The sequence below is a fragment of the Mycobacterium ulcerans subsp. shinshuense genome (assembly GCF_002355775.1).
Classification (GTDB): domain Bacteria; phylum Actinomycetota; class Actinomycetes; order Mycobacteriales; family Mycobacteriaceae; genus Mycobacterium; species Mycobacterium marinum.
In genome coordinates this window covers 5,288,663-5,302,047 of record NZ_AP017624.1, presented here as the reverse complement: position 1 = coordinate 5,302,047, position 13,385 = coordinate 5,288,663, and the positions used below count along the sequence as shown (strand labels likewise).

At 67.4% G+C, this 13,385-nt stretch carries 10 protein-coding genes and 1 pseudogene; 4 read left to right on the top strand and 7 right to left on the bottom strand.

Annotated elements, in window-relative coordinates; all coding sequences use genetic code 11:
- Together SHTP_RS23605 and SHTP_RS23600 are read right to left on the bottom strand one after the other, a co-directional pair.
- Positions 1-1,424, bottom strand: a pseudogene (locus SHTP_RS23605) (lipase maturation factor family protein).
- Between the two features lie 124 nt (positions 1,425-1,548).
- Positions 1,549-2,310 carry a glycerophosphodiester phosphodiesterase family protein gene (locus SHTP_RS23600; RefSeq protein ID WP_197706259.1) on the bottom strand — a complete coding sequence of 254 codons (762 nt, stop codon included), beginning with the start codon at positions 2,308-2,310 and terminating at the stop codon, positions 1,549-1,551.
- A 178-nt stretch (positions 2,311-2,488) separates the two neighbouring features.
- Here SHTP_RS23600 and SHTP_RS23595 point away from each other — a divergent pair, with 178 nt between their 5' ends.
- Complete coding sequence (locus SHTP_RS23595) at positions 2,489-3,034, top strand: carbonic anhydrase (protein ID WP_096372634.1); 546 nt, start codon at positions 2,489-2,491, stop codon at positions 3,032-3,034.
- Positions 3,035-3,037: 3 nt separating this feature from the next.
- Here the strand turns inward: SHTP_RS23595 and SHTP_RS23590 are convergent, their stop codons facing one another.
- From SHTP_RS23590 to SHTP_RS23580, 3 genes are all read right to left on the bottom strand, one after another.
- A complete protein-coding gene (locus SHTP_RS23590) occupies positions 3,038-7,225 on the bottom strand; it encodes an alpha-(1->3)-arabinofuranosyltransferase domain-containing protein (RefSeq protein WP_172900701.1) in 4,188 nt (1,395 codons plus the stop codon).
- Positions 7,226-7,304: 79 nt separating this feature from the next.
- A complete protein-coding gene (locus SHTP_RS23585; protein ID WP_012392467.1) occupies positions 7,305-7,478 on the bottom strand; it encodes a DUF2613 domain-containing protein in 174 nt (57 codons plus the stop codon).
- A gap of 68 nt (positions 7,479-7,546) precedes the next feature.
- A complete protein-coding gene (locus tag SHTP_RS23580) occupies positions 7,547-7,804 on the bottom strand; it encodes a DUF2613 domain-containing protein (protein WP_015354250.1) in 258 nt (85 codons plus the stop codon).
- Positions 7,805-7,907: 103 nt separating this feature from the next.
- Here SHTP_RS23580 and SHTP_RS23575 point away from each other — a divergent pair, with 103 nt between their 5' ends.
- The 3 genes from SHTP_RS23575 (at position 7,908) to SHTP_RS23565 (ending at position 11,128) form a co-directional block, all read left to right on the top strand.
- Positions 7,908-9,101, top strand: a complete 1,194-nt coding sequence (locus tag SHTP_RS23575; protein WP_096371953.1) for a glycoside hydrolase family 3 N-terminal domain-containing protein — start codon at positions 7,908-7,910, stop codon at positions 9,099-9,101.
- 86 nt (positions 9,102-9,187) lie between these two features.
- Positions 9,188-9,814, top strand: a complete 627-nt coding sequence (locus SHTP_RS23570) for a TetR/AcrR family transcriptional regulator (RefSeq protein ID WP_096371952.1) — start codon at positions 9,188-9,190, stop codon at positions 9,812-9,814.
- An 18-nt stretch (positions 9,815-9,832) separates the two neighbouring features.
- Positions 9,833-11,128, top strand: coding sequence for a chloride channel protein (locus SHTP_RS23565; RefSeq protein ID WP_172900700.1), 1,296 nt, complete (start codon positions 9,833-9,835; stop codon positions 11,126-11,128).
- Between the two features lie 11 nt (positions 11,129-11,139).
- On the opposite strand, the gene SHTP_RS23560 is transcribed toward SHTP_RS23565, so the two are convergent.
- A complete protein-coding gene (locus SHTP_RS23560) occupies positions 11,140-11,991 on the bottom strand; it encodes a MaoC/PaaZ C-terminal domain-containing protein (RefSeq protein WP_096371950.1) in 852 nt (283 codons plus the stop codon).
- An 18-nt stretch (positions 11,992-12,009) separates the two neighbouring features.
- Positions 12,010-13,374 carry a 3-oxoacyl-ACP reductase gene (locus tag SHTP_RS23555; protein ID WP_096371949.1) on the bottom strand — a complete coding sequence of 455 codons (1,365 nt, stop codon included), beginning with the start codon at positions 13,372-13,374 and terminating at the stop codon, positions 12,010-12,012.
- Positions 13,375-13,385 lie beyond the last annotated feature (11 nt).

The window sequence follows — 13,385 nt, the reverse complement described above, 5'->3', positions numbered from 1 at the left end:
TCAGTCCAGCGACATCGGGGCGGCATACTTGCCGATCAGCGTGCGATGCCACCAGGCGTGATCACGGCGCAGCTCCTGCAGCGTGGTGAAGCGGTACTGGTAGAGCTGGGCTCGCACATAGCGTGGTGGTGTATCGGGAAATGGATTGCGACGCAACAGCCGCAGGGTGGCTCGATCGTTGCGCAGCAACCGGGTTAGCAACGGCGTCATCCACGGCAGCGCGTAGCCCGGGGAAATGGCGGCGAACCACATCAGCCAGTCCAGGCGCAGATGGTAGGGCGCCCACTGCCGGGGCAGCCGCCCCACCCGGCCGGGCTTGCCTTTGAATTCGTACTCTTGCCATACCGTCTGCGCGTTGAGCTCTGCCTCGCTGGTGCCCTCGATCACCACCTCGCGCCGGGTGCGGCAGATGCTGCCGAACGCGCCGTAGGTGTTGACCAGGTGCACGGGGTTGAACGACATGTTCATTCGCTGCCGGGGGGAGAGCATGTTGCGTGCCGGCCAGTAGCTGAGGACCAACACTGTTGCCGCGAAGATCAGCACGAGTGCGGCAAACCACGTTGGCGGCGGCGGCAGTGCGGCCCGCACGGGTATGGGTAGCACCTTGCGCGCGGCGACTGCTCGATCGCGCTGCACGCCAGCAAGATCGTCAGCCAATTGAGCCAGGAGAAATTGCCCGACATCACCAACCACAGTTGGGTGACGATGATGATCACGGCCGCGATGCTGGCGATCGGTTGCGGAGCGAACAGTCCAAACGGCACCACGAGTTGAGCAAAGTGGTTGCCCGCCACCTCGATACGGTGCAGTGGTCGGGGCATGCGATGAAAGAACCAGCTCAGCGGTCCCGGCATCGACTGTGTCTCGTGGTGGTAGTACAGGCAGGTCCGGTTGCGCCAGCACGCGTCACCGCGCATTTTGATCAGTCCGGCGCCGAATTCGACCCGAAACAGCAGCCAGCGCACCAGCCACAGCATCACCAGCGGTGGGGCAACCCGGTCATTGCCGAGGAAGACCACCAGGAAGCCGGTTTCCAACAGCAATGATTCCCAGCCGAACCCGTACCAGACCTGACCCACATTGACGATCGACAAATACAGCACCCACAGCGTCAGCCACATCAGCATTGCGCCCCACAGCGGCACCAGGTCGGCGGTCCCGCCGACCACCGCCGCCGACAGTGCTGCGTCCAACCAACAGACTCCGGCGCAAAGCCGGTCAGAATAGCGGAAGTGAAATACGCTCGGCGTCCTCCAAAAGGACCGGTGGTCCAGATACCTCGGCACCGGCAGCATGCCGTGCTGGCCGATGAGGGCCCGGAACTGCAGTGCCGAGGCGACAAACGCGGTGAGATAGACGGCCGCAACGCCACGTTCGAGCACGAGGCGGCCCAGCCAGTATTCGGATGCCGAAAACCATTCCATGGCAGTACTCCTCAGCCGGTGACAGCCCTAGAAGCCCATAACAAGTCAAAGCGTGCTTGCCCGAGTGCCCCCGGCACGTCGGTCCAACAGATCAATCATGTCTGTTGCTCCAGGCGGTTTCGCGCTACCACTCTCCCCGCGCGCCGAGCACATCACACAGCACATCCGCGCGATCGGTGATGATTCCGTCCACGCCGATGTCGAACAGCGCGTGCATCATGGCCGGGTCATCGATGGTCCAGGCATGAACCTGCCGCCGCGATGCGTGAACCGACCGCACCAGTGCCGGGGTGATGACGGGCAGGCCGCCGAATTGCGCGGGCAGCTGTAGGCAGTCACTGTCGCGCAGCATCCGCATCGCCGATGCCCGTCGACCGGCCGTTCGCGCGGCCATGAACCCCAGGAATGCCCCCATGCCGGCCGCGCTGGCGACCCGCTGGGACATCAGACGCAGCGCGCGTTGGCGACGGCGTTCGGAGAACGACGCGATCAGCACTCGGCGATGTGCCTGCAACCGCTCGATGACCTCGACCGTCGGCTCGACCGCCGAATCGGCTTTGATGTCGATATTGAACCGCATCTGCGGCAGCGCCACGAGCAGCTCCTCGAGGGTCGGGATCGGTTCTCCGCCCCCTAGGTCCGCGATGCTGACCTCCGGCCAGGTCAACTGGTCGACCGCGCCGGCCACTCCCGATTCGGGTGCCAGCTTGCGGTCATGCTGGATCACTGCGACGCCGTCGCGGGTGGCCCGAACATCTGTCTCGATGTACCGGAACCCGATCTTGGCCGCCTCGTGGAACGCTCCCATGCTGTTCATGGGAAACCTGAACGAGGTGAATCCTCGGTGCGCCATGGCAATCCGCCGCGCATCGCGAAGGAATTCCACCTCCTGCGGGTGAACATCTCCGCCCATCGGCTAAGTATCTCCCATGCGGCGGCGGCAGCCAACGGCATGATCGGCGGTCGCGGTGTTGCCAGACTCATCTCGGGGCCAGCGCATGTGGGGTGCGACCCCTTTGCTAGGTTTCATCATCCGCGTCGTTTGATCGTTGATGGAGGGGAACGTGAACAGCGCTGGACACATTGGCTTGAAATTGGGGCGCCGGCGATTACTAGCGCTTGGCGCCGGGACTCTCGGGCTGGGTGCGCTGGCTTCCAACGCGCCGGGCAACGCGACAACCGACCCGCCGCCGGAGGGCTACGTAGCGTTGCTGCTGATGTGTATCGACCCCCGCTTCGTGCACCCCACCAACGAGTACATGGTGCAGCGCGGTCTGCTCAACCGGTACAGCCAGTTTGCGTTGGCCGGGGCCGCCGCCGGAGCCGTTTCCCAACACTGGGAGTCGTGGCACAACACCTTCTGGGATAACGTCGCGGCCTCGATCGAGCTGCACTCGATTGACGGAGTGATTGCGGTCAATCACCGCGATTGCGGCGCCGTGCAGATCGCTTACGGCGAGGATTCGATCTCCACGCCGGAAATCGAGACCGCCACCCACGAACGAATCCTCGGCACTTTTCGGCAGGAAGCGCTCAGGCGCCATCCGGGTATCGATGTGGAGACCTGGTTGATGGCACTTGATGGCACGGTCCAGAAGATCGGCCCGTAGCGCTCACTTTTCCCCACGCGTAAGGCCTGGCGCCACCGTGGCCGCCACCAACGCGGCGATCGAAATTAGTGCCAGCAGTTGCACGATCGCGGAATGGCCGGCATAGCCGTCCACCGAGCGCCAGGGGTGACGGGATAGCGCCGCGCCGGCCAAGATCAGCCCACCCGCACTGGTTGCGATGGTGAGTCGGTCACGCAGGCGCTCCCGTCGGCGCAAGGCGTAACAGACACCGAGGGCGGCTCCCACCAGCTCCGCTCCGAGGGGCCCGGCAATCAGCGCACCGGCCGCCAGGGCCGCGACCGCGGCCGCCCACCCGGTTGTCCATGGCCGCGCCGGTGGGTCGTCCGGACCGCGTCGGCGCGCCCGCCACAGGACGAGCAGAACCAATACGGGCAGCAAGGACAACCCGATCGCCAGGCCGGCGCGGTACAGCGAGTTGGCGGCAAAGCTCAGTGTGATGGTGCCCGGGTCTCCGGCGGGTACCACCCAACCCTGCTGCCATCCGTTGACCGCGACGGGTGTCAGCTGGGCTCCGGCGCCGGTGCGGGCCACCCAGCCCGGATTGATGCTTTCCGGGATGACCAGCACCCGGGGGGTTTGTGACGCGGGGGCCCGCACCTCGCGACGAGTCGCACTCCAGGCGCCGGGCTTCGCGGGTACCGCCGCGGCGCCGGGTAATTCGCCAGCCGCCGGCGGCGTCAGCTGGGCGCCGTCGACGACGAACGGGGTGCCGGGGCTGATCAACAGCTCTTGCTGGCCGGGCGGCAGCGCAATCGGCTCGGGCTCGCATGGCTGCGCCTGAATCGGTTCGTCGTCCAACAGTGCGCCGACCGTGGTTCGCACCGACATGTGCACGAAACGGCCGGCCACCGCGATGACCGGGCCATGGTCACAGCCGATCCTGACCTCGCGCGCGCGGTTGTGTGCGGCATCGGCAGGCGCGATTAGGCGACCGCCCGCACCCAGCACTACCAGCTCGGCCAGCCCGGGGGGCTTGAGCTGGTCGAAGCCCAGAGCGTTGCGGTCGATGACGTCTTCCCAGTCGAGCAGGCTGACGGTGACGGTGCCGGTGACGCGCGGATGCAACGAGACGGTCTGCGGCCCGCCGTCGGGGCTCAGGCTCCGGATCTGCGGACCGTCGCCCAAGTTGATGGCCACCATCGTCGGATGGGCGGGCAGTGCCGACCGGCTGGGAGCCACCCGCAGCCCGGTCACCTCGGTGGGCCGCGGCAGGGTGAGCGTCAGCGTCGGCGGCGTTTTGCGCTGTACCACCCGCTGCGGCGCCGTCCACGAGGTTGCCCGATCGCCATCGGTGGCCGCATACGCCGAGCCGAGGACTTCCAGACCGTCGGAATCGCCGCGGGCGCGGGTGGTGTCCGGTTGGGCGATCAGATCGGCCAGCTTTGGGCCCTGACGTGGTCGCACCCAGACCGTCGGGGTCACCGTCATCGGGTGCGACACCGTCAGCGTGCGGCTCAGATTGACCGGCTCTTCCGGCGCCAGAGCCATCGACGCCGCACAGCGCATCGTGTCCGGTGCCGGGGCGCAACCCGGCCGGCCCAACAGTTCCGATCCCAGGTCCCAGCGTGCGATTTCCGCGCCCGGTGGGGGCCCCGGCACCAAAACGGTATGGCGCAACTGGACCGAGTGTGCGAATCCGGATGCGTCGTATTGGGTGATCGTCAGGTCGGTGATGCCGAACTGCACCCCGGGGGATCCGTCATCGGTACCGGCCGCGGTGATCCGCACCCACGGAGTCTCCCCGTAGGGCAGCGCCGCGGTCAGGGGCTTTCCCGCGTCGTCGAACCGCAGGGTGGTGCTGCCGTTGACGGTCTCGACCAGGATGCGGCGCACCTGGGCGCCGACGGCGGTCGGGCTGGGCGTCAATGTGATGACGGCGTTGGTCACCGGATGGTCGAAGTCCACCTGCAGCCACTGCCCGACCGCGGCTTGAAGCGCGTTGGACACCCACGCGGTCGCCGGGTCGCCGTCGACCGCGGCCGCCGCCGAGGCCCCCGGGGCGACGTCGGGCATGGCGGTGGAGTCCGACGACGAACTCGAAACGGTGATGCGGCCGCCGGTCCACCCCCCGTAAACCACCTCGGCGCCGGGTACCGGATAGTCGGGTACCCGGTTGTAGGTATGCCGGGCGTCGCCCGGGGCCCGGACCGCCGAGGAGTGCTGATCGACCCGGCCATAGTCGGTTTCCCGTGCGACCGGAGTGTCGGTGACCGTGACGACGGGGACCGGCAGCTGCGCGGCCCGAGCATCCTGGGTCAGCAGCACCGGGCCCAGCGCCGCCTGTCCCAAGAGCCGTCGGCGTTCGTCGAGGCGCAGCAGCACCTCGGGGCCGCCATCAACGCGCGGCAGCGACGCGGTGTCGGCGAAATACGGTGAGCCCGGATTGCCGGCGCCACCCACCTGGTCGATCACCCGGAATATCTCGATGGCGGAATACCGGGGCCGCAGTCCGCTGTCGTTGACGAAACCCGCCAGCGAACCCGGCCCCACCGGTTCCCCGAACTCGGCCACCTTCTGCAGTCGCGGTGATCCCGTGATGGCGCGATGCGCCAGGATCGGACGGGCCGACCGGGATGATTCGGGATCCAAGTCGTTGCGTAGCACCAGATATGAGATTCCCTGGCGGGCAAGGCTATCGGCCAGCCCCACCGAGGGGCGTCCGGACGCGATCAGGCGCTGCACCGAATCCAGGGCGCGGATGGTTTGCGGCGGGGTCAGCGGAATGGAGTCGCGCACACCCCATGGACTCGCGCCCAAAACCTGCAGCACTTCGTCATGGCTGGTGCCCCAGACCTGGGTGGCGAACGGCGCGCCCGGGACCACCAGCACCCGCCCCGGCGCTGGAGCGCCGGTGTTGTGCTCGCTGAGCCAGTCGGCGGCCTGGTGCCAGTACGCAGGTATCGCGGTGAACGTGCCGGGCGGGGTGAGCCGGCCCGTCCATGCCAGCGAGGTGCTGACCAGCAGCGCCGTCAGCGCGACGATTCCCGCCGCGACCCGTTTGTCCCGTTCGGGGTGGGCGAATGCGCCCAGCCACACCGGCTTCGGTGCGCTGCCGGGCAGCGGACTGCGCCCCAGCAGCTCCGCGAGGCCCAGCACCAGTGGCAGCCGAATCACCGGCCCCAACTTGTGCACGTTGCGCAGCGGTGTGTCCTCGGCGTCGAGAAACGCCTGGACTTGATGGGCGAGTGGCGAACCCAGGCCACCGCTATAACCGACGGCCAGCAGGACCACCCCCACCAGCAGCATCGTCACCAGCCGGCCCCGGGCCGGCATCTCCCGGCTCGCCAGACCGGCCAGTCCCGCGGCCGCCACCAGGCAGGTCCCCAGTATCGCGACGGACCCGGTCACCAGCGGTGCGCCGGCGGTGGCGTTGGGCGCCACGAACGGAGTCCAGCTGTCGGTGCCGCGCAGCATCTCGACCAGCGAAGACCACTGGGTCGTCACACCGGAGGATTCGATGAAGTCCAAGAACGGCGGGCTGACACCACGCAGTTGGGTCAATGCGACCAGCCACCACAGCGTCGCCAGGAGCAGCGCCAACATGAACCATGCGGTGTAGCGCCACCACCGCCGATTGGGCCGATGGCAGGCCAGCCAGATCATCGCGGGTAGACAACCCGCCAACGTCGCGATGGCATTCACCGCGCCCATCAACGCGACCGCCAACCCGGCCTGGGCGGCCAGCGTTCGTAGTGGTCGCTCCGATGTCGCCCGCAGGGCCAAGATCTTGGGCAGCAGCACCCAAGGCGCCAGCATCATCGGCAGGGTTTCCGACGAGATCGAGCCCAGGGTGGTCAGCACCCGGGGCGACAGCGCGAATGCCGCGGCCGCGATGATGCGCGAGGTCGGGCTACCGATGCCCAGCGCCTCGGCAACCCGCAGCAACCCCCAGAAACCGATTGTCAGCAGCAGCGCCCACCACAGCCGTTGGGTAATCCACCCGGGTAGCTGCAGCAGGTGTCCGACCAGGAAGAACGTGCCGTGCGGAAACACGTAGCCGTAGGCCTGGTTCTGGGATTGGCCGAACGGGAGTTCGCTGTTCCACAGGCTGGTTGCGCGGGCCAGGAACCGCAGCGGATTGGCGGTGAGATCGAGCTTGGTGTCGGGGGAGACGCGCCCGGGGGATTGGGCGAATGTCAGCGCCAACGAGACGGCTGCCACCAGCAGCAGCCATCGGCGCGAAAGCGGTGTGACCGGCGGGCGAGCTGCCGTTTGTGCAGCTCCGGCCTCGGGGGCCTGCGCCGCCGGACTAGCTACGGTTGCCGTACTCGACCCGGTTGAGCACTGACGACGACGGATCGCCCCCGGGAAGTGGCGGTTTCGTGTCCTGCTGCACCATCACGGTGATCCCGAAGATTGCGGCCGCGCCCAGCAACAGACCAACCACCACGCTCGCGGCGGCAGGCGCGACGATCCGGTTCATCGAATGGCTCCTTGAGGCGTGGGGTCGTGGCTAGAAAAACCTAGCCGTCAACCTAGCAGAACAAGCGCTCATGGCTGCCGGGAGCGATCGGCCGGGCGTTGTTGACTGTTCAAACACGGTGTCGTCTCACCGCATGGGGGTGGGCAGTAGTCATGCAGGCAACGGTCCCCGTACTCCACGATGGTGGGCGCTGCGGGATCCGACGGCACATCGGTGGAGACCGTGCTGCCGCTGTGCACCACGAGGGTTAGGCCAACGGTGGCCGCCGCACCGATCGACAGGCCGGCCGCGATGCTGGCCGCCGCGGCCAGGGTGAACCCGGGCATACAGCTCGTCCCTCTAGCCCCACTTCGGTACGGGGTCGGTCGACAACGTAACAGGGGTTGCCCCCCGGGCCCGCGATGAAACACAGCGTGACAGCATGTCCGGATGGCTTTTCCGCGCACACTGGCGGTACTTGCCGCCGCGTCAGCGCTGGTGGCGGCCTGCAGCCACGGCGGAACACGCACCGGATCCTCCTCGACCACGACCTCGGCGGGTGCTAGCCCGTCAGCCACCAGCTCGACCCCGATGGCCGCTGCGGCCCCCCGGATTTGTGCTGACCCCGCGGCCGTGCCGGCGGCGATGCCCAACGTTCGAGACAAACTGGCCCAGTTGCTCATGGTCGGCGTCCGCGATGGCGATGACGCCAGGGCCGTGGTCACCAACTACCGCGTGGGCGGGATCCTCATCGGTAGCGACACCGATTTGTCGATCTTGACCAACGGTGTGCTGAAGGACATCGTTGCCGGCTCCGGCCCGCTGCCGGTGGCGGTGAGCGTCGACGAAGAAGGCGGCCGGGTGTCCCGGCTGAAGTCATTGCTCGGAGGCCGGGGGCCCTCGGCGCGGGAGCTGGCCCGCACCGACACCGTCGACCAGGTCTACGACGTGGCGCTGCAGCGGGGCCGCAAGATGAAGGAGCTGGGCATCACCGTTGACCTGGCGCCGGTGGTTGATGTCACCGATGCCCCGGACGACACCGTGATCGGGGACCGGTCGTTTGGTTCTAACCCGGAGACGGTCACCGAATATGCCGGTGCCTACGCGCGCGGCTTGCGCGACGCCGGGCTGTTGCCGGTGCTCAAACACTTCCCCGGGCACGGGCGTGCCTCGGGTGATTCGCACACCGGCGGGGTCGCTACGCCGCCGCTGAGTGACTTGCAGGACAGCGATCTGGTGCCCTATCGGACGCTGGTGACCCAAACCCCGGTGGCGGTGATGCTCGGCCACCTCCAGGTCCCGGGTCTGACCGGCGACGAGCCGGCCAGCCTCAGCAAGAACGCGGTGGACCTGCTGCGTAACGGCACCGGTTATGGCGGACCGCCGTTCGATGGCCCGATCTTCAGTGACGACCTATCCAGCATGGCCGCGATCTCCGACCGCTACGGCGTGACCGAGGCGGTGCTGCGCAGCTTGCAGGCCGGTACCGACATCGCATTGTGGGTAAGTACTGAAGAGGTGCCCGCCGTGCTGGATCGGTTGGAACAGGCGCTGGCCGCCGGTGAGCTGCAGATGTCGGCGGTCGACGCATCATTGGTCCGGGTGGCGCGGATGAAGAACGTCAGCGCCAGCTGTGGGCACTAGCGGGTGTGCGGTGAGGCGGTATTGCCTACTCTAGGGTCAGATAGACCGGCTAGTGAGGCCAAGAAAGGGCCAAAAAGGGGATAGCAATGGCAGGTGGCACCAAGCGGCTACCGCGCGCCATCCGTGAGCAGCAGATGCTTGATGCGGCCGTGCAGATGTTCTCGGCCAACGGGTACCACGAGACCTCGATGGACACGATTGCCGCCGCGGCGCAGATCTCCAAGCCGATGCTCTACCTGTACTACGGCTCGAAGGAAGATTTGTTCGGCGCCTGTCTGAACCGTGAGATGAGCCGGTTCATCGATGCGGTGCGCGCCGACATCGACTTGAGTCAGAGCCCCAAGGACCTGTTGCGCAACGCCATCGTGTCCTTCCTGCGCTATATCGACCAAAACCAGGCGTCGTGGATCGTGATGTACACCCAGGCGGTCAGCTCACAGGCCTTCGCTCAGACGGTGCGGGCGGGGCGCGAGCAGATCGTCGAACTGGTGGCCGGGATGCTGCGCGCCGGCACCCGGAGCCCGCGCTCCGACGCCGAAATCGACATGATGGCGGCCGCCCTGGTGGGCGCGGGCGAGGCCGTGGCCAACCGGCTCAGCGCTGGTGACACCGATGTCGACGAGGCGGCCGAGATGATGATCGATCTCTTCTGGCGCGGCCTCAAGGGCGCGCCGTCGGATCGGGAGATCGGCTCGAACTTCGCCGCGGGCTAGATTCGGGCGGTGACCATATTGCCCGCCTCCTTCTCGGGTCGCTTCGCGTCCGTCCTCAGGCGAGCATCCCGGCCCGATGTCGACTTCTTCTGTGCGGTAGTCATTGTCGGGCTGCTGGCCGGGGTCGCCGGATTGTCCACCACCGTGGTGCTGCGCTTCGTCGAACACCTCACCTACCACTACGCTTTCGGCTCCCTGCTGGAAGGCATCACTGGCAGCAGCCCCGTTCGCCGGGCCCTGGGGCCGATGGTTGGGGGAGCGTTGGCGGGCCTGGGCTGGTGGTTACTGCGCCGCAGAACCGATGTGCCGCCGCTGGCGGGAACCATCGCCGATCACGCCCGGATACCGCGGCGGACCTGGAGCATCGATGCGCTGCTGCAAGTTGTGTTGGTCGGCTCGGGTGCTTCGCTGGGCCGAGAGGGCGCCCCACGTCAATTCGCAGCGGCGTTAAGCGATTTCGCGACTACGTGGTTGAGGCGGCTGTCACCCGGAGATCGAGAGATTCTGCTGGCCTGTGCGGCCGGGGCCGGGCTGGGGGCGGTCTATGCCGTCCCGTTGGCAGGGGCGCTTTTCGCGCTGCGGATCATGTTGAACACCTGGAATATCCGGGCCCTCGGTGCGGCGCTGATCACGTCCAGCCTGGCCGTCGCGATCGGTTCGCTCGTCACCCACGATCGGCCCGAACTCGATTGGCCCAGTGCGGAATCAACGTATCTACTGAGTGCACATGCGTTGGCGTTGGCCCCGGTGGCCTTCGTGGTGGGTGTGGCCTTCAATCGCATCATGGCCGCGGCGCGGCCGGCCAGCCTGGTGCGGTCCTGGACGTTGATCCCCGGCCTCGCCGCCGCCGGGCTGGCGATCGGCATCTGTTCGCATTGGCGGCCGGAGCTACCCGGCAACGGCAAGAGCATCCTCACGGTCAGCCTTGCCAGCGGGATGACGCTGTCGGCCGCGGCCGTGATCTTGGTGCTCAAACCGCTGCTCACCGCGCTGTTCTTGCGGGTCGGGGGAGCGGGCGGCATGCTCACGCCGTCGTTGGCCACCGGCGCCGCCGCCGGATCATTGCTGGTCCTGGCAATCGACGCGGTCGCCGGAACCCACCTGCATGGGCCGGTGATCTCGCTGGCCGCTGCCGCCGGAGTGCTCGCGGTCACTCAGGGCTCACCCATCTGGGCGGCGATCTTCGTCTGGGAGCTGGCCCGGCCACCGATTTGGATGCTGGTGGTCTTTCTGGTCACCGCGGTGGGCGCCCACGGGCTCAAGACGCTCGTGCTGGGGCGTCGACTGCCCCTGCGCGACCACCGGGCGGGCTGAGCCCCACCGCCCTAGAGCGGCTTAATGGTCGCGGTCAGGTGCGGGTAGCCCTTGGACATGTTGCGCAACGCAATTTCCCAGCCGGGGTCGGCCGCGTCGGCCTCGTCGATATAGAGGCCCGCGGTGGCCGGCAGCAACACCGGCTTTCCGAGCCGGACGGAATACCGCACCGCATCCGGGATCTTGGCTTCGATGTTCGCCAATACCGCTGCAGCGCTGAACATCCCGTGCGCAATAACGGTAGGGAAGCCAAACAGTTTCGCCGCGATCGAATTGGTGTGGATCGGGTTGTGATCGCCGCCGACCGCCGCGTAGCGGCGGATTTGGGCAGGCGTGATCCGCAGCACCGCTGCCGGCGGCGGCAGCTTGGGCTGCTTCTGCGGCGGCGGCTTGGGTTCGCCGGACAGGCTCGTGCGTTGCTGGTGCAGGAACGTCGTCACCTGGTGCCAGGCGAGTTCGTTGCCGACGTTGATGTCGGTCACCAGGTCGACCATCAGGCCCTTGCGGTGCTCTCGCAGGTTCTCGGCGTGCACCTTGACACCGACGGTGTCGGTCACCGCGATCGGCCGGTACTGCGTGATGTGGTTCTCGGTGTGCACCGATCCCATTGCGGCAAAGGGAAAGTCAAACCCGGTGACCAGTGTCATCACCGATGGAAAGGCCAGCACGAACGGGTAGGTCAGCGGCACGTTGTTGCGGTACCGCAAGCCGGTGACCGCCGCATAGGCCGCCACGTTGGTGTGGTCGATCGGGAGTTCCTCGACGCTGACCGTGCGGTTGGGCAGCGCGTCCCCACGCGGCACCACGGGCAATGCCCCTGCCGCCGCGCGCAGCATGTTTTTCAGGCCGCTTGGCTGGTTCACTTTGATTCCCCTTCGCGGTCAGGCGCCGATCATGGCCTGGCCGCAGACGCGAATGACGTTTCCGGTCACTGCGTTTGATGCCGGGCTGGCGAAATACGCGATGGCTTCGGCGACATCGACGGGCTGTCCACCCTGCAGCAAGGAGTTCAGCCGGCGTCCCACCTCGCGGGTGGCCAGCGGAATGGCGGCAGTCATCTTGGTCTCGATGAATCCCGGCGCGACGGCGTTGATCGTGATGTCCTTCTCGGCCAGGCTCGGTGCCAGCGCCTGAGCGATGCCGATCATGCCGGCCTTGGTGGCGCCGTAGTTGGTCTGCCCACGGTTGCCCGCGATTCCGGCGATCGAGGACAGCCCGATCACCCGGCCACCCGCACCGATGCTGCCATTGCCGACCAGGCCCTCGGTGAGGCGCAGCGGGGCGAGCAGATTGACGGCGATGACCGAGTCCCAGCGGGCGTCGTCCATGTTGGCCAGCAACTTGTCTCGGGTGATGCCGGCGTTGTTGACCAGGATGTCGGCCTTCCCGCCGTGGTGGTCGCGTAGATGCTCGGTGATCTTGTCCACGGCGTCGTCGGCGGTCACGTCCAGCCACAGCGGGGTGCCGCCGACGCTGGCGGCCGTCTCGGCCAGCGCGTCTGCGGCGGACTCCACGTCGATCGCGACGACGCTGGCGCCGTCACGGGCGAACACCTCGGCGATCGTCTGCCCGATGCCGCGGGCGGCGCCGGTCACGATGGCGACCTTGCCCTCTAGCGGCCGGTCCCAGTCGGCCGGCGGTGTGGAGTCGGCCGCGCCGACGTAGAAGACCTGGCCGTCGACATATGCCGACTTCGCCGACAAGATGAACCGCACGGTCGATTCCAGCCCGGTGGCGGCCGGTTTGGCCTCCGGCGACAGGTAGACCAGCGCCGCGGTGCTGCCCCGGCGCAATTCCTTGGCCAGCGACCGGGTGAAGCCCTCCAGCGCCCGCTGCGCGATCCGCTCATGACTGTTGTCGATGGCGTCGGGTGTGGTGCCCACCACCACCACCCTCGCGGAGGCGCCCAGATTGCGCAGGACGGGCTTGAAGAAGTCGTGCAGCCCTTTGAGTCCGGCCGGGTCGGTAATGCCGGTAGCGTCGAAAACAAGGCCGCCGAACGAGTCGGCCCAGCGCCCGCCCAGGTTATTGCTCACCTGGGCGTAGTCCTTGGCGAGGGCGGCGCGCAGCGGCTCGGCCACCCGGCCCTCACCCCCGATCAGCAGCGAACCGGCCAGCGGCGGGTCCCCCGGGCGGTAACGGCGCAGCGTCTCGGCTTGCGGAACACCAAGTTGCTTGGCCACAAACGTTCCGGGGCCGGAGTTGACGACCTGCGAGAACAGATCGGACGAGAGCCTGGGTGCCACTGAGCTGCCTT